Here is a 15,784-nt window from a genome sequence, read left to right on the forward strand (position 1 = left end):
CCCCCGGGCCCCGCGTGCGGGCGCCTCCCCCCGAGGGGAGGCGCCCGCCGCCGTCAGCGCCCGCCCCGCTTGAGGCGGCCGCGCTCGCGGCCCTCCTTGGTGCGGGCCTTCCACACGCGGGTCTGCTCGGAGCGCAGCCGCGCGTCGCCCCGGGCCCGGTTGCGCTCCGACTCGCGGCGCAGCCGGTTCCACCGCTCCAGGCGGCTCAGGTCCAGTTCGCCCTCGTCGATGGCGGCGCGGACCGCGCACCCGGGCTCGGTCTCGTGGACGCAGTCCCGGAACCGGCACTGCTCGGCCAGCTCGGTGACGTCGGCGAAGGTCCGGTCCACGCCCTCGGCCTCGCCGGGGACGTCGATGCGGCGCACGCCGGGGATGTCCAGGACGACCGCCCCCCGGGGCAGGACCAGCAGCTGCCGGTGGGTGGTGGTGTGCCGCCCCCGCTTGTCGCCGCGGATCGCGCCGGTGTCCATGAGCTCCTGTCCGGCGACGGCGTTGACCAGGCTGGACTTGCCCGCGCCCGAGGTGCCCAGCAGCACCCAGGTGGAGCCGGGGGCCATCCGCTCGGCGAGGGCGTCCAGGCCCTGGCCGGTGTGCGCGCTGACCACGTGGACCTCGATCCCGGGGGAGACCGAGCGTACGAGCTCGACGACCTCGGGCAGCCGGTCCCCGGCCAGCTCGGCCTTGGTGACGGCGACGACCGGCTCGGCGCCGCCGGCCCAGACCAGGCTGAGGAACCGCTCCAGGCGGCCCACGTTGGGCCCCTGGTCGGCCGCCTCGCAGATGAGGACGCGGTCCACGTTGGCGGCGAGGACCTGGTCGTAGGAGTCCTTGGCGATGCCCTGGCGGACGAGTGTGCCGGAGCGCTCCAGCACGGCCTCCACCAGCCAGGCGTCACCCGAGCGGCGCAGGGCGACCCAGTCGCCGGTGCACGGGGCCAGGGTGGGGTCGGTCCGCGTGTCCTTGAGGACGGCGGGGGAGTGGTCGGCGGGGACCTCGTCCCCCGGGACGCGGACCACGGAGCCGCCGCGGCGGGCGGCGCTCACGCGCCCGGGCACCAAGAGGTGCTCCGAGCCGTGGGCAACGGAGTCGAAGGCGGCCGCGACGCGCGGGTTCCAGCCCAGCGCCGTCAGCGGATGCGGAGGTGTGTCGGTGACACGGGTGTTCACGGTACGGCTCTTTCTTTCGGGAAGAAGGCGAGCCGGGCACCCGGGAGTGGTCGGGTGCGCTCAGGGCTCGCGGAACGTCGGGAGGTGGGGCTCACAGGCAAGGACGGTCACAGGCATGGCGCGTCCTCCTCTCCGGGTCGTTCCGCGGCGGGCGCACGCGGACCCGACGAAACTACACTCGGCGGGCCCGCGGGGGCCAATGGTTTTCCGGCGGGGTCAGCGGCGGCGCGTCCACACGTCGTCGGCCGCGCGGCGCGGCTCGCCCGCCGCCGCCTGCGCGATGGGGCGGGCCGAGGCGTGGCGCGGGCTGTACCCGGCGTCGCCGGGGCGGACCACGTCGTCCGGGGGCGCGGCGGCGGCGTGCACGGGGCGCCGGCTGTAGTCGGTGCGCTCCTCCTCGACCCCCAGGAGGAGGAAGAGGCTGCAGACGAGCAGGAACACGAAGAGCACCACGATCATCGGCAGCAGCAGGTCGGGCACGGTGGAGCCCTCGGGGGCGCCGTAGCGGGTGAACTCGGGCGCCTCGTGGTGCACGCCCGCCATCCCGGTGTAGTGCATCGAGGTGACGGCCGCGCCCATCAGCACGGAGGCGCCGGCGTTGGCGCCCAGCCCCGTGACCCGGGTGGCGAACCACAGGGCGGCGGTGGCCGCGACGACGGCGATGGCACAGGACGCGGCCACGTACACGGGGTCCAGGTGCAGGTCGCCGTGGACGTTCATCGAGGCGACGCCGGTGTAGTGCATGGCGATCACGCCGATCCCCAGCAGCAGGCCGCTGAGCAGCAGCCAGGGGGTGCTCCGCCTGCGCAGGCTCAGCGCGAGCGCGCCGCCCATGACCACGATGGCGATGGCGCCGCTGAGGAGGGTGAGCAGCGTGTCGTAGCGGATGGCGGTGCCCGAGAGGCGGAAGCCCATCATCGCGATGAAGTGCATGGACCACACGGCCATGCCGCCCAGGGCCAGGGCGGCCAGGAACGTCCAGTGCCACCGGGCGAGCCCGGTGGCGCGGCGGGCCCGGTAGGCGAAGGAGAGCCCGAGGAAGGAGCCGATCACCGAGACGGTGAACGCGATGGCGGGGGTCAGCCAGTCCTGGCCGAAGACATCGTCGAACACGGAACTCCACTTTCCATGACCTAGGTCACATTGGGCGTGAGCTACGGATCATAAAGATGGAATTCATGAAAAGCCAGGGGATGTGCGGAATACACATCACCCGATGCGGAGTGTCACCGGCGTGGGTGTGTTTTCCCGCGCCCTGTTCCCGATGTCCGAATGCGGGTTATCGGGTGCGGTCCCGGTTCGGGTCGAAAACGTGACGGGGGGAGTACTCTCCGCTCGCGTCCTTCCGTTCCTGCGGGGCCGGGGCGGGCGCGGGGCGCCGGGGCGCGTCCTCCACGCCCAGCATGAGGAAGAGGCTGCACACCAGCAGGAGGACGAACAGGCCCACCACCAGCGGCAGCAGCAGGTCCGAGGAGGTGGCCCCGGCCGGGGTGGACAGGTGGTCCCCGGTGTGCACGGTGGCGCTCATCCCGAACATGCCGGTGTAGTGCATGCAAGAGACGGCGACGCCCATGAGCAGCGAGGCCACGGTGATGGCGGGCAGGCCCTCCACGCGCCGGGCGAACCACAGGGCGGCGGTCGCGGCGGCCAGGGCGATCACCGCGGCGGCGGCGACGAACACCGGGTCGTGGTGCAGGTCGCCGTTCATGTTCATCGAGGCCATGCCGATGTAGTGCATGGCGACGATCCCGGAACCGGCGATGGCGCCGCTGAGCAGCAGCCAGCCGGTGGTCCCGCGGCGGATGGTCAGGTACAGCGCCACGCCCATGACCAGGATGGCGATGGCGCCGCTGGCCAGGGTCAGGGCGGTGTCGTAGCGGATGGCGGTGCCCGTGACCCGGAAGCCCATCATCGCGATGAAGTGCATGGACCACACGGCGGTGCCGCCCAGGCAGACCGCGCTCATGGCCAGCCACTGCAGGCGGGCGAAGCGGCGGGTGGCGGCGCGCGACCGCGCGGCCGCCATCAGGCCGATGAAGGAGCCGACGACCGACACCGCGTAGGCGATCCCCGGAGTCCACGGTCCGTAGGTGAAGTGATCGACCACGCTGTTCCGTCCCGACTGTGCGATTTTCCCGGCTGGAAAAGCATAGAAAACGGATATGAAACAAGAAAGCCGGAAGTATTACGCTTCTCTGCTTTCGGGACCTTGGTCGCATGAGGGAACCGCGAGCCCGGCGGGGGTGTGACCAGCGGTGACCGTGACCTCCGTGACCGGTATCACCGGTTTCGGGTCAGGAGGCGTGCGGCGGACGGCGCAGCCCCTGGAAGGCGATGGTGGCGAGGGTGTCGGCCACCTCCTCCGCCGACAGCCCGCGGTCGGGCTTGTACCACTCCACGATCGAGTTGACCATGCCGAACAGCAGCCGTGCGGCCACCGCCGGGTCCACGTCGTCGCGGATGTCCCCGGCGACGATGCCCTCGCGCACCAGGTCGGCGACCAGGTGGTCGAACTCGCGCCGCCGCTCCAGGGCGTGCTTCTCCACCTCGGTGTTGCCGCGCACCCTCAGGAGGAGCGTGACGTGCGGGAGCAGCTCCACCAGCACGCGGACACTGCCGCGCAGGACGTGGTCGAGCCGGTCCACGGCCGGGCCGGTGACCGAGGCCTCCTCGCGGGTGACCGCGAACAGGGCGTCCATGGCCAGGTCCAGCGACCGGCGCAGCAGCTCGGTCTTGCTGGAGACGTGGTGGTAGATCGCGGACTTGGTGACGCCCAGGGCGCGCGCCAGGTCCTCCATGCTGGTCCCGTCGTAGCCGCGCTCGTTGAAGACGCGGGCCGCCACGTGCAGGACGGAGTCGGCGTCGTGTCCGGGGCGTCCGGAGCGGCGCCTCCCGGAGCGCGGGGGCGCGGACTCGCCAGGGCTGGTTCGGGGCACGGTTGTCGAATCTACCTCGTGTCGCCGGCCGGTCGCGTGCCGGTCGTCCGGTCATGGACCGCGTGTCGTGGCCGTCACACGAGGGGGTCGGTTACTGAACGATCGGTCGGTGGGAGTCTACGGCGGATCGGGGCGCATCGGTAGAGGTGAGGGGGTCGCGGCGGGCGGCGGCCGGTCCCCTTTCCCGGAAGGGGCGGGGCGGTGCGCGTGGGAACGGGGGCGGCGCGGGTGCGGGGTCGGCGTCAAGAATCCGTTAAGTGTCTTGTGTCCCTTTTGGGAGAAGCGTAGTTTTTGTTCGCTTTCTTTGACCGGAGGCGTGATCCGCCTCGAAGCGAAGAAGAACGAGACTCCCCATGGCCATTTCACGTCGTCACGCCCTGCGCGCCTCCCTGGTCGGCGGTGCGGGAGCCGCCCTGGCCGCCGCGGTTCCCTCGTCCGCGTTGGCCGACTCCGGAGCCCCCTTCGAGGGAGGGGCCGCCGACGCCCTGCGTCTGCTCAAGGAGGGCAACCGGCGCTGGCGCCGGTTCGCCTCCGTCCACCCCCACGAGGGGCGCCGCCGCCGGATCGAGGTCGCCCAGGGGCAGAGCCCCTTCGCCCTCGTCCTCGGCTGCGCCGACTCGCGGGTCGCACCGGAACTGGTCTTCGACCGGGGCCTGGGCGACCTGTTCACCGTCCGTTCCGCCGGCGAGGTCCTGGACTCCTCGGTGCTCGGCAGCATCGTCTACGCCGTCGAACACCTGGCGGTCCCGCTCATCGTCGTCCAGGGTCACTCCTCCTGCGGCGCGGTGGGCGCCGCGGTGGAGGCCCACCGCACCGGAGAGCTCCCGCACGGCCACGTCGGCTACCTCGTGGAGCAGATCCTGGAGGTCGTCGACTCCACCCCCGACGACGGGGGCGACTTCGTCGACGCCTGCGTGCGCGCCAACGCCCGGCACGTCGCCGGCCTGCTGCGCGCGGACCCGGAACTGGCGCCGTTCGTCGAGTCCGGGAGGCTGGACATCGTCGCGGCCCGCTACGACCTGGAGGGCTACGGCGTCGACTGGCTCTGACCCGGCCCGTCGATCCGGACGTCGGGTCCTAGGGCCCGAAGAACCCATAAGGCGGTAGAGGCGATCGCCCGTGATATCACGGGCGATCGCCGTTTTATTCATGCCGTTCATGTGTGAAATCGGGCATTCGTTCCCAGGGGTGGCACCGGGTTCCCGGCCTTCTTATCAGGCACGATTCCACGGATTTCTGAAAAGCCAGCGGAATCGACCGCATCACCCTATTGTCGTCCTTGTCCGTACAAGGGCGGCCCGCTGCCCCGTCCGCCGCGGACCGCCCGACCCGTCTCCACGGAGGACCGATGTGCGTGCGATCGACCGACAGATGAGGGACCTGCTCCGGACGCCCGGGGTGCGCAGTGTCCACCTCGTCGACTGGCGGAGCGGGCGGACCCTCGTCCACGTCGGAGACGAGGACCGCCCCGAGGACGTGGTGGCGATCCTGCGGGCCGTGCACGCGGGACCGCTGTGCGCGGGCCAGGACATGGAGGACGTCGTCGTCTCCGACGCCCGCCACCACGTCCTGGCCGCCGTCCTGGCGGCGTCCGCGGACCTGTGCCTGCGGGTGCGGGTGCGGGTGTCCCCGGACGGGGGGAGCCTCGGCTCCGCCCTGCGGGACCTGCGCCGCCTCGCCCGCACCGCCCGGCCGCCCGCGCCCCGCCGCGACCGGCCCCCGCTGCCGGACCCGGGCGGCCTCCCCCGGCCCCGGCAGGCCGTCCCCGTGGACCGCGGGGTCCTGGAGCGCGTCCTCGCCGCGCTGCGCACCCTGTCGGCGGACGGACCCGACCGGGCGGTGACCGCGTGACCGGTGGGGCCTCCCCGCGCCGCGCGGTCCACGGGCTGCGCCGCTGGATCGCCGAACGGGGACGGCAGCGCCGAACCGACCGAACCGACCACAGGAAAGAGAAGGACATGCCGAACATCGAATCCGGCCTCAAAGAGATGATGGAGATCGACGGGGCGGTGGGCGCCGCCGTCGTCGACTACGGCAGCGGGATGGCGCTGGGCACCCTCGCCTCCACCAACACGCTCGACCTCACCGTCGCCGCGGCGGGCAACACCGAGGTGGTCCGCGCCAAGATGCGCACCATGGACCAGCTCGGCCTCAACGACGCCATCGAGGACATCCTCATCACCCTGTCCGGGCAGTACCACGTCATCCGCCCGCTCGCCGGCCGCAAGGGGCAGGGGCTGTTCCTCTACCTGGCGCTGGACCGGACCCGGGGCAACCTCGCCCTGGCCCGGCACCGCCTCAGGAACATCGAGGAGACCCTGGAGGTCTGACGCCGGGCCGGGGCGGCCGTGCCCTCCGGTCCCGCGCGCCGCTCCGGCCCGGGCGATGGGGGACAATCGGGGAAGACCCCGCTCTCCCACAGCCGCCCCCTGCCCGAGGAGAACCGGCCATGTTCCGGATCGCCATCAGCCGCCTCGACGGCGCGCGCATCGTCCTGGAGCACCGGGAGACGGTGCTCTCCGTCGACGAGGCCGTCCGCGCCGTCCTGGCCCGCCTGCCCGCCGCCGACCCGGCGGCGTTCAGCGGCCGCGCGGTGCAGGACTCGGTCAACCGGGTCAACGACTTCCGGCGCGACGTCGTGGCCGACGGCCGCGGATACCGGGTGGTCATCGCCCCGATGATGTGATCCGCGGCCGCCGGCCCGGGGAGCAGGGCGTCAGTCGGAGCCGAACGCCGAGTCGAACGACGCCTGCGGCGGGTCGTAGGCGTGGGAGCGGACGAACTCCACCGCCTCGGCCGCGCCGACCAGCCGGTCCATCCCCGCGTCCTCCCATTCCACCGAGATCGGCCCGGTGTAGCCGATGGAGTTCAGGACGCGGAAGCAGTCCTCCCAGGGCACGTCGCCGTGGCCGGTGGACACGAAGTCCCAGCCGCGCCGCGGGTCGCCCCACGGCAGGTGCGAGCCCAGCCGCCCGTTGCGTCCGTTGCCGGTCCGCCTGCGGGTGTCCTTGCAGTCCACGTGGTAGATCCGGTCCCGGAAGTCCCACAGGAACCCCGCCGGGTCGATATCCTGCCACACCATGTGGCTGGGGTCCCAGTTCAGGCCGAACGCCTCCCGGTTCCCCACCGCCTCCAGCGCCGCCCGCGTCGACCAGTAGTCGTAGGCGATCTCGGAGGGGTGCACCTCGTGTGCGAACCGCACCCCCACCTCGTCGAACACGTCCAGGATCGGGTTCCACCGGTCGGCGAAGTCCCGGTACCCGGCCTCGATGACGTCCTCGCCCACCGGCGGGAACATCGCCACGTACTTCCAGATCGCCGACCCCGTGAAGCCCACCACCGTGGACACCCCGAGCCGGGCGGCGGCCCGCGCGGTCGTCTTCATCTCCTCGGCGGCGCGCCTCCGCACGCCCTCGGGGTCGCCGTCGCCCCACACCCGGGACGGCAGGATGTCCTTGTGCCGCCGGTCGATGGGGTCGTCGCAGACCGCCTGGCCGAGCAGGTGGTTGGAGATCGCCCACAGCCCCAGGCCGTGCCGCTCGAGGGTGTCGAGGCGGTCGCGCACGTAGTCGTCGTCGGCGGCGGCGCGGGTGACGTCGAGGTGGTCGCCCCAACAGGCCAGTTCCAGCCCGTCGTAGCCCCAGGAGGACGCCAGGGAGCAGATCTCCTCGAAGGGCAGGTCGGCCCACTGCCCGGTGAAGAGGGTGACCGGTCGTGTCATGGTCGGGCCTTTCGTCGGTGGGCCCCGGCTCGGGGCCGGGGCCGGTGTTCGTTCGTCAGTGGTGGTTCTCTTGCCCGACCCGGGTCCCGGCGGTGCCGTCGGGCTCCAGCGCCCCCAGGTCGGGGGAGGCGGGCAGGTGGACGTGGACGTGGCCCAGCCCGGCGGCGACCGCGGCCTCGTCCAGGTGCGAGGCCGCGGCCGACCAGCCGACGACGGCCTCGTTGCGCACGTCCATCGCCACGTGCAGCAGGTCCATGCGCAGGTCCTCGTCCTCCACCAGCGCGGCCTTGGAGTAGGTGTCGGCGGCCACGACCAGCAGCGACGCCGACGAGATCAGGCCGGTGCGGACCGGGTCCGCGCCTTCCCGCACGGCCAGGCCGGTGGCGGCCTCGTGGGCGGCGGTCCGCCAGCCGTGCACGGTCGCGGCGTCCACCACGTCGAGCGGCGGGTGGGAGCCGTCGGTGGGCAGCCACTCCTCCATCTCCTCGACGACCGGGGACAGGGTCTCCCCGGCGGCGGTCGCGTCCTCGGCGAGCGCGGCCACGGCGTCGGCGTCGGCGCCGCCGGGTTCCTCGCGTCCGCCGGACAGGACGAGCGCGGCGATCAGCGCCATCACGACGGCCATCGCGCCGATGGTGAGCCACCAGGTCAGCGGAGTGGTGCGGGAGGGTTCGGGCAGGTCCTCCGGGGGCTGCGGTCCGGAGTCCTCCAGGGTCGGGGGGTTGGGGTGGTCGGCGGGCATGGTGACGTCTCCTAGCGGGTGGGAGTCACCCTGCTCCCGGCGGCGCTCTCCGGCCAGCGCGGCACCGAGCGGGGTGGTGGTGTGCCGTGCCGGACGCGTCGCCCGCCCGCCCGCTGTGCGTGCACGGCCGGGTGCGGACCGCGCCCCGGGTCCCACCACTCCTCACCTTCCACTCGGGAGGGACCTCAGGAACGCCAGCCCGTCGACGGCGATCGCGTCCTGTGTCGCCGCCAGCGGCCGCCAGATGGAGGCCGCGGTGGCGATGGTGGCATTCTCCGCGGTGAAGGATTCGATGACCAGGGGGCCTGTGTACCGGATCGTGTCCAGTGAGGCGGCGATCCCGGGCCAGTCCAGGTGGTCGGCCCCGGGGGCGCCCCGGTCGTTCGCGCATACCTGCACGTGGGCGACCCGGTCGCCGGCCCGCAGGATCGCCGCCGGGACGTCCCGCTCCTCGATGTTCATGTGGTACACGTCCAGGGCCAGGCCGCAGTGCTCCGACGGCAGGTCCGCGAGCAGCTCCAGGCCCTGGTCGACGGTGTTGAGGACGCTCGTCTCGTAGCGGTTGAGGGGCTCCACCGCCAGCCGGACGCCCGCCTGCGCGGCGTGCTCCACGACCGGGGCCAGGGCCTCGGTCAGCTCGGCCGCGAGGGACGCCCGCTCCGCGGGGGACATCCGCCAGGTGCGGCCCACCGACGCGTAGGCGGGGCCGGCGGCGACGGGCGACCCGACCGCCGCCGCCGCGTCCACGACCCGGCGCAGGTAGTCCTGTGTCGTCCGCCGGGTGCCCGGGTCGGTCGCGACCAGCTCCCGACCCGGGCCCATGACCAGTACGACGCGGGGCTCCAGACCCAGCCCGCTCACCAGGTCCCGCGCGCGGCCGGGGTCCCAGTCGCCGACGTCCTCCACGGGCAGTTCGATCACGTCGAACCCCCAGTCCGCCACCCGTGGGGCGATCACTTCCAGATCGGCCCCGGTCAGCGGTGACGTCCACACCCAGGTGTTGACCCCCAGCGCGCGCATCCGCCCCTCCTCCTACCGGTCGGTCCAGGCCTCGGGGAACCCGGGCAGGTCCTCCCCGCCGAACTTGGCGTAGTGCAGCGACGGCATGTCGGCGTTGCGGTCCAGGTAGTCCTGGAGCTCGCCCTGGCGGATGGGCTCCTGCGGCAGGATCCACTCGGAGGGCACCTCCTCGCCGCCCAGGATCATGGCGGCGGCCAGCACCGGGGTGCGCCACTGGAAGTTGGAGTACACCGGCGCGATCGCGGTCAGCCCCTCCTCGTCCCACTTGCGCATGAAGCTCAGCTCGTCCTCACCGGAGATCACCGGGTAGGGCTGGCCGGCGTCCTCGAACGCCTCCAGGGCGGCCACGGCGCCGTCGCCGGCGTCCATCCAGATGCCGTCGACCTCGCCGCGCTGCAGGTGCTGGGAGACCAGGTCCTTGATCTTGGCGCCGTCGCCCTCGGTGAACTCGAAGCCGAGCACCTCCAGCTCGCTCTCGCCGAAGATCTGCTGGGCGGCCGCCCAGCGGTGCTCCAGCACGTCCACACCCGGCAGGATGCGCAGTGCCAGCACTCGGGAGCCCGGCTCCAGGTTCTCCACCAGGAACTCGGCGGCGTCGGCGCCGTAGGCGTAGCCGCCGATCGGGTGGATGAAGGTCACCATGCAGTCGGTGTTGACGCCGCGGTCGAACACGATGACCGGGACGCCGCTCTCGCACGCGGTCTCCACCGCCGGAGTCAGCGTGGCCGTGGTGGACGGCGAGATGATGATGGCGTCGCAGTCGCCCGAGTCCACGAAGGCCTGGATGTCGGAGATCTGCTGGTTGTCGTCGTCGGCGGCGTCCGACACCCGGAACTCGCCGATCCGGCCCTCCTCCTGGAGCGCCTCCACCTGCTGCTCCATGGTGATGAAGCCGGTGACGCGCCAGGGGTTGGAGACCGAGGCGTTGGAGAAGCAGACGGTGGCGTCCTCGGGGGAGTCGTGGACGAACTCCGAGGTGTCCGTCCACTCCGGCTCGATCGCCTGGAGCCAGGGCTCGTCGGGCGAGCCCTCCGGCGTGATCTCCCGCTGGGCGAGCTGGGCCTCGTACTCGGCCTCGTCGAACCACTCGGCGTCCGGCGTCATCCCGGCGCCGCCCTCACCTCCCGGCGCGGCCTCGTCGGGCGCGTCGGTGGTACACGCCGAGAGCATCAGTGTCAGGCCGGCGGTGCCGGCGAGCAGCATGCGTGAGATGCGCATGGTTACCTCCTGGGGGTCCCGGGCTCGCGCTCGGGTTCGTGGTCCGGTCGCCGGCGCGGGCGCCCCGGCGGTCGCAGATCGCCCCGGCGGGCGGCGTAGGCCACCGCGGCGATGATGATGAGCCCCTGCACCGAAGGCTGGATGGTCGAGGGCAGGTAGAGCTGGTTGAAGAGGGTGAACAGGGCTTCGACGGTGAGGGCGCCCAGGGCGGCGGCCACGACCGTCCCGCGGCCGCCGCCCAGGACCACTCCGCCCAGCACCACGGCGGTGATGGCGGTGAACTCCAGCCCCTGGCCGACCTGCGCGGTGACCCCGGCGAACCCGCCGATGAGGATCGCCGCGACGGTCGCCATGAGGGTGGAGCCGACGAAGGCCAGGGTGCGCACCCGCTGCACCCGCACCCCGGCGTAGGCGGCGGCGACGTCGTTGTCGCCGGTCGCCATCAGGGAGCGGCCGAACGGGGAGCGCATGAGGAGCACGGCGCAGACGGTCAGCGCCAGGGCGATGAGCACCGCCCAGGGCAGCTGCCCCAGGAACGGCACGCCCTCGATCCCGCCCCGGCCGGGGACGCGGAACGCCTCCGACAGGGAGCCGGTGGGCGCGCCCCCGGTCCAGAACCGGACCGCGCCGAACAGGACGAGCATCATGCCCAGGGTGGCGATGATCGACGGCACCTTGAGGAGCGTCGTGACCAGCCCGTTGACCAGGCCCACCAACAGGCCGAAGGCGAGCATGAGGCCGATGACGGGCAGGGTCATGCCCTCCTCGCCGTCGATGAGCCGGGCCGCGATGACCACCTGGGCGCCGACCAGGGAACCGACCGACAGGTCGAACTCCCCGGACACGATGACCAGGTACTGGCCCACGGCCAGGATGACGAGCGGCGCCGCCTTCTTGGCGAAGGCCATGAGCGGCGGGCCCTCGAAGAAGGACGGGTTCCGGGTGGCGATGACCACGAAGATCAGCACCAGGATCAGGAGCACCGTGGCGGTGCCGCCCCGTCCCAGCGAGGACAGCAGGGCGAGGGGGGCGGAGCGCCGGGCGGGCGTCTCGGTCATCGTCCGCCTCCTTCGGTGCCGGAGGTGACGGGGGCCGGGGCGCCGCCCGGATCGGGCGGGGGAGCGGGTGGCGGCGGACCGCCGGAGGGGAAGCGCACCCGCACCGCGGACCGGGACAGCCGGCCGCGGGCGTAGATGGCGACGGCGGTGATGACGATGACGCCGCGCAGCACGTCCTTGACGAACGGGTCCACCGCCAGCACGTTGAACACGGTGTCGAGGGTGGCCAGGATGAACACCCCGGCGATGGTCCCGGCCACGCCGCCGCGCCCGCCCAGCAGGTAGGTCCCGCCGAGCACCACCGCGGCGATGGCCTCCAGTTCGTAGCCGTTGTTGTAGACCAGGGCGCTGCCGGTGCCGAAGCGCGAGGCCAGCAGCAGCCCGGCCATCCCGGCGGTCACCGAGCACAGGACGTGCGCGGTGATGACGGGGATCCGGTCGCGGACACCGGACAGGCGCGCCACCTCGGCATCGCCGCCCACCGCGTACATGTGGTAGCCGGTGCGGGTGCGGTGCAGGAACACCACCGCCGCCGCGGCCAGGGCCAGCATGACCAGGGTGGACACCGGGAACACCCCGATGCGGGTGTAGCCGAAGGCCTGGAAGGTGGCGGGGATCGCCCCCGCCGGGCCCTGGAAGTTGGTGTCCAGGTACCCCTTGATGATGAGCCCGGTGCCCAGGGTGGCGATGAACGGGTTGACCCGCAGCCACGTCACGATGGTGCCGTTGGCCAGGCCGATCAGCGCCGCCAGGCCCAGGGTGGCGGCGATGCCCAGGGGGACGCGGGCCGGGTCGCCCGCCATGACGGTGGCCGCGACCACGGTGGACAGGGCCGCCACGTACCCGACCGACAGGTCCAGGGAGCGGCACAGGATGACCAGGGTCTGGCCGATGGCGAGGAACCCGAGCAGGCTGCTGCGGGTGAACAGGTCCACGGTGTTGGCCGTGGTGAAGAGGTTCTCGCCCCGGGACGCGACGTAGAGGGTGCTGAGCACCAGCAGCAGGACCAGGGCCAGGTAGACCAGGCCGGTGGTGCCGGTGCGGGCCCACAGGGCGCGGACCGCGGACTGCGGGGAGGCGGGGGGAGCGCTCACGGTGCGGCCTCCTCGTGGCTGTGGTCGTCGGGGTGTCCGGCCGCCGCTGCGGTGATCCGCGGGTCCTCGACCCCGGGGCCGGCGGGTTCGGCGGCGGAGCCGGTGGCCAGCGCCATGACCTCCTCCTCGCCGGAGCCGCCGGGCAGCCCGCCCGCCACCCGGCCGTCGGCCAGGACGACGAGGCGGTCCGACATCCCGATCAGCTCGGGCAGCTCCGAGGAGATGAGGACGATCGCCACGCCCTGCGCCGCCAGCTCCCGCATCAGCCGGTAGACGGCCTGCTTGGCGCCGACGTCGATGCCCCGCGTGGGCTCGTCCAGCACCATCACGCCGGGCTCGGTCGCCAGCCACTTGGCCAGCACGACCTTCTGCTGGTTGCCGCCGGAGAGGTAGCGGACCTCCTGGGTGTTGCCGCCGCGCGCCACCAGCTCCAGGGAGGAGAGCACCCCCGGCAGGCGGGCGGCTCGGGCGCCCGAGCCGAACGGCCACACCGCGTCCAGGACCAGCCGGGCGTTGGCCAGGACCGACTGGTTCAGGGCCAGGCCCTGGGTCTTGCGGTCCTCGCTCACCAGCACCAGGCCCGCCCGGATCGCGGTCCGCGGCGAGCGCGGGTCCACCCGGCGCCCGTCCACGCGGACCTCGCCCCGGGTGAAGCGCTCGATCCCGAACAGGGCGTGCGCGATCTCGGTGCGCCCGCTGCCCTGGAGCCCGGCCAGGCCCACGATCTCGCCGCCGCGCACCTGGAAGGAGATGCCGTCCAGCTGGGTGTTGCCGCCGCCGGACACCTCCAGGCGCACGTCGCCGTGGCGGTCCCCGGACGGTTCCAGGTGCTCGGGGAAGACCGCCGACACCGGACGGCCCACCATCATGCGGACCAGGTCGGCCGGGCGAGTCCCGGCGGCGTCCACGGTGTCGACGAGGCGACCGTCCTTCAGGACGGTGATCCGGGTCGCCAGGTCGAAGATCTCCCGCATGCGGTGGGAGACGTACAGCACCGCCACACCGCGTTCGAGCAGGCGGGCGATGATCCGGTAGAGCACCTCCACCTCGCTCTCGGCCAGCGCGGCGGTCGGCTCGTCCATGGAGATGACGCGGGCGTCGTGCGAGAGCGCCTTGACGATCTCCACCACCTGCTGCTGGGCCACCGACAGGGACCGGACCCGGGCCCAGGGCTCGATGCCCTCCAGGTCCAGGTCGGCGAGCAGGGCGGCGGTGGCGCGTTCCATGGCGCGGGCGTCCACGGCGCCGAACCGGCCCCGGATCTCCCGGCCCAGGAACACGTTCTCGGCGACGGTGCGCTCCGGGAGCAGGTTGAACTCCTGGAACACCGTGGCCACGCCGGCCCGCTGCGCCTGGACCGGGTGCTCGAAGGAGACGGGGCGGCCGTCCAGTTCGACGGTGCCCCCGTCGGCCGGGTGGACCCCGGCCAGGACCTTCATCAGGGTCGACTTCCCGGCGCCGTTCTCGCCCACCAGGGCGTGCACCTGCCCCGGGTACAGCTCCAGGTCGACGCCGTGCAGGACGCGGACGCCCAAGAACGACTTGGTGATGCCGCTCATGCGGACCACCGGCTCTGCGGGGGGTGCGGTGCTCATCCCCGGTCCACCTCGGTGACGTCGACCCAGCGGCGCTCGCGGGCCGAGAGCAGCACGGCCTCGGCGATGACCGCCGCGCGCAGCCCGTCGGCGAAGACCGGCAGGCCCTCGGGGGAGCCCCCGGCGACGGCGTCGGCGGTGTCGGCGACCAGGGCGTTGAAGCAGTCCTGGTAGCCCTGCGGGTGGCCGACGGGGACGGCGGTGAGCCGGGCGGCGTCGGCGCTCAGGTCCGGGTCGTCCCGGGAGATGATCCCGGTGCGCCCGCGCCCGCCCGCCCACAGGGTCTCGGGGCGCTCCTGGTCGAAGCGCAGCGAGCCCTCGGTGCCGGAGACCTCCAGCACCAGGCTGTTCTTGCGGCCGGGGGAGACCTGGCTGATGACCGCGCCGCCCACGGCCCCGCCGGCGGTCGCGAACTGGAGGGTGACCAGGTCCTCGGTGTCCACCGGCCGCCCGTCGCGGACGTCGTTGAGCCGGCCGGTCTGGGCGCTGACGGAGGCGATCCGGTCGCCGGTGACGAACTCGAGCATGTCGCACCAGTGCGAGCCGATGTCCCCGAACGCCCGGGTGGGGCCGCCGAGCCGCGGGTCCACCCGCCAGTTGTCCTCCTGCGGGTACAGCAGCCAGTCCTGGAGGTAGCCGCCGTGGGCCAGGCCGACCCTGCCGACGGCGCCCGCGGCGACCAGCGCCCGGGCCTCGCGGACCATGGGGTGGAAGCGGTAGGCGAAGGGGACGACGGCGACCAGCCCGGCGTCCGCGGCGGCCGCGGTCATCTCCGCGGCGGTCGCGGCGTCGGTGGCCAGGGGCTTCTCGCACACCACGTGTTTGCCGGCGGCCAGGGCCGCCAGGGTCAGGGGTGCGTGGAGGTGGTTGGGGACGCACACGTGCACCACGTCCACGTCGTCGCCGCGGATCAGGTCCAGGGCGTCGGCGTGGGCGCGGCCGACGCCGTTGGCGGAGCGGAAGGCCTCGGCCTTCGCGGGGGAGGAGCCCGCCACTCCGACGACCGCGCCCCCGTTGGCGCGGACGGCGTGGCTGTGGACCCGGCCCATGAACCCGGTGCCGATCACGGCGGCCCGGTAGGCGTTGGGCGGGGCCTCCCCGACACCGGACCCGCTGCCGATGCTTGTGACCTTACTCACTGACATGCTCGCACCGTACGCCGGACTTCTGTCGACGGTCAAGCATAAGTTGAGAAACGTGACCGCAATAGGTCCTTTCGAGGCGGTCAATAGAT

16 protein-coding genes are annotated in these 15,784 nt (G+C 72.9%); 4 read left to right on the top strand and 12 right to left on the bottom strand.

The features are described 5' to 3' along the window. Nucleotides 1–53 precede the first annotated feature (53 nt). The 4 genes from rsgA to KGD84_RS04320 all read right to left on the bottom strand — a co-directional run bounded on the left by rsgA (nt 54) and on the right by KGD84_RS04320 (nt 4,102). Complete coding sequence (gene rsgA / locus KGD84_RS04305) at nt 54–1,166, bottom strand: ribosome small subunit-dependent GTPase A (RefSeq protein ID WP_220564815.1); 1,113 nt, start codon at nt 1,164–1,166, stop codon at nt 54–56. Between the two features lie 216 nt (nt 1,167–1,382). After that, nucleotides 1,383–2,279 carry an MHYT domain-containing protein gene (locus tag KGD84_RS04310; RefSeq protein WP_255647036.1) on the bottom strand — a complete coding sequence of 299 codons (897 nt, stop codon included), beginning with the start codon at nt 2,277–2,279 and terminating at the stop codon, nt 1,383–1,385. 166 nt (nt 2,280–2,445) lie between these two features. Continuing rightward, on the bottom strand, nt 2,446–3,273 hold the full coding sequence (locus tag KGD84_RS04315; protein ID WP_255647037.1) for an MHYT domain-containing protein: 828 nt from the start codon (nt 3,271–3,273) through the stop codon (nt 2,446–2,448). 187 nt (nt 3,274–3,460) lie between these two features. Continuing rightward, nucleotides 3,461–4,102, bottom strand: a complete 642-nt coding sequence (locus KGD84_RS04320) for a TetR/AcrR family transcriptional regulator (protein ID WP_478354364.1) — start codon at nt 4,100–4,102, stop codon at nt 3,461–3,463. 353 nt (nt 4,103–4,455) lie between these two features. On the opposite strand from KGD84_RS04320, the gene KGD84_RS04325 reads away from it, so the two are divergent. The 4 genes from KGD84_RS04325 (at nt 4,456) to KGD84_RS04340 (ending at nt 6,788) form a co-directional block, all read left to right on the top strand. Beyond that, complete coding sequence (locus KGD84_RS04325; protein WP_220564816.1) at nt 4,456–5,151, top strand: carbonic anhydrase; 696 nt, start codon at nt 4,456–4,458, stop codon at nt 5,149–5,151. Nucleotides 5,152–5,473: 322 nt separating this feature from the next. Continuing rightward, nucleotides 5,474–5,953, top strand: coding sequence for a hypothetical protein (locus KGD84_RS04330; RefSeq protein WP_220564817.1), 480 nt, complete (start codon nt 5,474–5,476; stop codon nt 5,951–5,953). A 107-nt stretch (nt 5,954–6,060) separates the two neighbouring features. Continuing rightward, on the top strand, nt 6,061–6,432 hold the full coding sequence (locus KGD84_RS04335; protein WP_220564818.1) for a hypothetical protein: 372 nt from the start codon (nt 6,061–6,063) through the stop codon (nt 6,430–6,432). A 119-nt stretch (nt 6,433–6,551) separates the two neighbouring features. After that, nucleotides 6,552–6,788, top strand: a complete 237-nt coding sequence (locus KGD84_RS04340) for a hypothetical protein (RefSeq protein ID WP_220564819.1) — start codon at nt 6,552–6,554, stop codon at nt 6,786–6,788. A 30-nt stretch (nt 6,789–6,818) separates the two neighbouring features. Here the strand turns inward: KGD84_RS04340 and KGD84_RS04345 are convergent, their stop codons facing one another. The 8 genes from KGD84_RS04345 to KGD84_RS04380 all read right to left on the bottom strand — a co-directional run bounded on the left by KGD84_RS04345 (nt 6,819) and on the right by KGD84_RS04380 (nt 15,689). Then, nucleotides 6,819–7,823, bottom strand: a complete 1,005-nt coding sequence (locus KGD84_RS04345; protein WP_220564820.1) for a sugar phosphate isomerase/epimerase family protein — start codon at nt 7,821–7,823, stop codon at nt 6,819–6,821. A gap of 55 nt (nt 7,824–7,878) precedes the next feature. Beyond that, entirely contained in the window at nt 7,879–8,565 is a 687-nt protein-coding gene (locus KGD84_RS04350; protein WP_255647038.1) for a hypothetical protein, read from the bottom strand. 162 nt (nt 8,566–8,727) lie between these two features. Continuing rightward, nucleotides 8,728–9,585 (bottom strand): sugar phosphate isomerase/epimerase family protein, encoded by an 858-nt coding sequence (locus tag KGD84_RS04355; RefSeq protein WP_220564821.1) that lies wholly within the window; start codon nt 9,583–9,585, stop codon nt 8,728–8,730. Between the two features lie 12 nt (nt 9,586–9,597). Next, on the bottom strand, nt 9,598–10,803 hold the full coding sequence (locus KGD84_RS04360) for a substrate-binding domain-containing protein (RefSeq protein WP_220564822.1): 1,206 nt from the start codon (nt 10,801–10,803) through the stop codon (nt 9,598–9,600). 2 nt (nt 10,804–10,805) lie between these two features. After that, a complete protein-coding gene (locus tag KGD84_RS04365; protein WP_220564823.1) occupies nt 10,806–11,861 on the bottom strand; it encodes an ABC transporter permease in 1,056 nt (351 codons plus the stop codon). Beyond that, nucleotides 11,858–12,955, bottom strand: coding sequence for an ABC transporter permease (locus KGD84_RS04370; RefSeq protein WP_220564824.1), 1,098 nt, complete (start codon nt 12,953–12,955; stop codon nt 11,858–11,860). Before KGD84_RS04370 ends, KGD84_RS04365 begins: the two co-directional genes overlap by 4 nt. Further along, a complete protein-coding gene (locus KGD84_RS04375; RefSeq protein WP_220564825.1) occupies nt 12,952–14,550 on the bottom strand; it encodes a sugar ABC transporter ATP-binding protein in 1,599 nt (532 codons plus the stop codon). The genes KGD84_RS04370 and KGD84_RS04375 overlap by 4 nt, the downstream gene beginning before the upstream one ends. Beyond that, nucleotides 14,547–15,689, bottom strand: a complete 1,143-nt coding sequence (locus tag KGD84_RS04380) for a Gfo/Idh/MocA family protein (protein ID WP_255647172.1) — start codon at nt 15,687–15,689, stop codon at nt 14,547–14,549. The genes KGD84_RS04375 and KGD84_RS04380 overlap by 4 nt, the downstream gene beginning before the upstream one ends. Between the last annotated feature and the right edge of the window lie 95 nt (nt 15,690–15,784).

The organism is Nocardiopsis changdeensis, from assembly GCF_018316655.1.
Taxonomy (GTDB): Bacteria; Actinomycetota; Actinomycetes; order Streptosporangiales; family Streptosporangiaceae; genus Nocardiopsis; species Nocardiopsis changdeensis.

Excerpts from the sequence above, each read along its gene's own strand:
- KGD84_RS04335 (WP_220564818.1), top strand. The coding sequence starts at position 6,061 with ATGCCGAACATCGAATCCGGCCTCAAAGAGATGATGGAGATCGACGGG.
- KGD84_RS04340 (WP_220564819.1), top strand. The coding sequence starts at position 6,552 with ATGTTCCGGATCGCCATCAGCCGCCTCGACGGCGCGCGCATCGTCCTG.
- KGD84_RS04365 (WP_220564823.1), bottom strand. The coding sequence starts at position 11,861 with ATGACCGAGACGCCCGCCCGGCGCTCCGCCCCCCTCGCCCTGCTGTCC.
- KGD84_RS04330 (WP_220564817.1), top strand. The coding sequence starts at position 5,474 with ATGAGGGACCTGCTCCGGACGCCCGGGGTGCGCAGTGTCCACCTCGTC.
- KGD84_RS04375 (WP_220564825.1), bottom strand. The coding sequence starts at position 14,550 with ATGAGCACCGCACCCCCCGCAGAGCCGGTGGTCCGCATGAGCGGCATC.
- KGD84_RS04360 (WP_220564822.1), bottom strand. The coding sequence starts at position 10,803 with ATGCGCATCTCACGCATGCTGCTCGCCGGCACCGCCGGCCTGACACTG.
- KGD84_RS04350 (WP_255647038.1), bottom strand. The coding sequence starts at position 8,565 with ATGCCCGCCGACCACCCCAACCCCCCGACCCTGGAGGACTCCGGACCG.
- KGD84_RS04325 (WP_220564816.1), top strand. The coding sequence starts at position 4,456 with ATGGCCATTTCACGTCGTCACGCCCTGCGCGCCTCCCTGGTCGGCGGT.
- KGD84_RS04345 (WP_220564820.1), bottom strand. The coding sequence starts at position 7,823 with ATGACACGACCGGTCACCCTCTTCACCGGGCAGTGGGCCGACCTGCCC.
- KGD84_RS04355 (WP_220564821.1), bottom strand. The coding sequence starts at position 9,585 with ATGCGCGCGCTGGGGGTCAACACCTGGGTGTGGACGTCACCGCTGACC.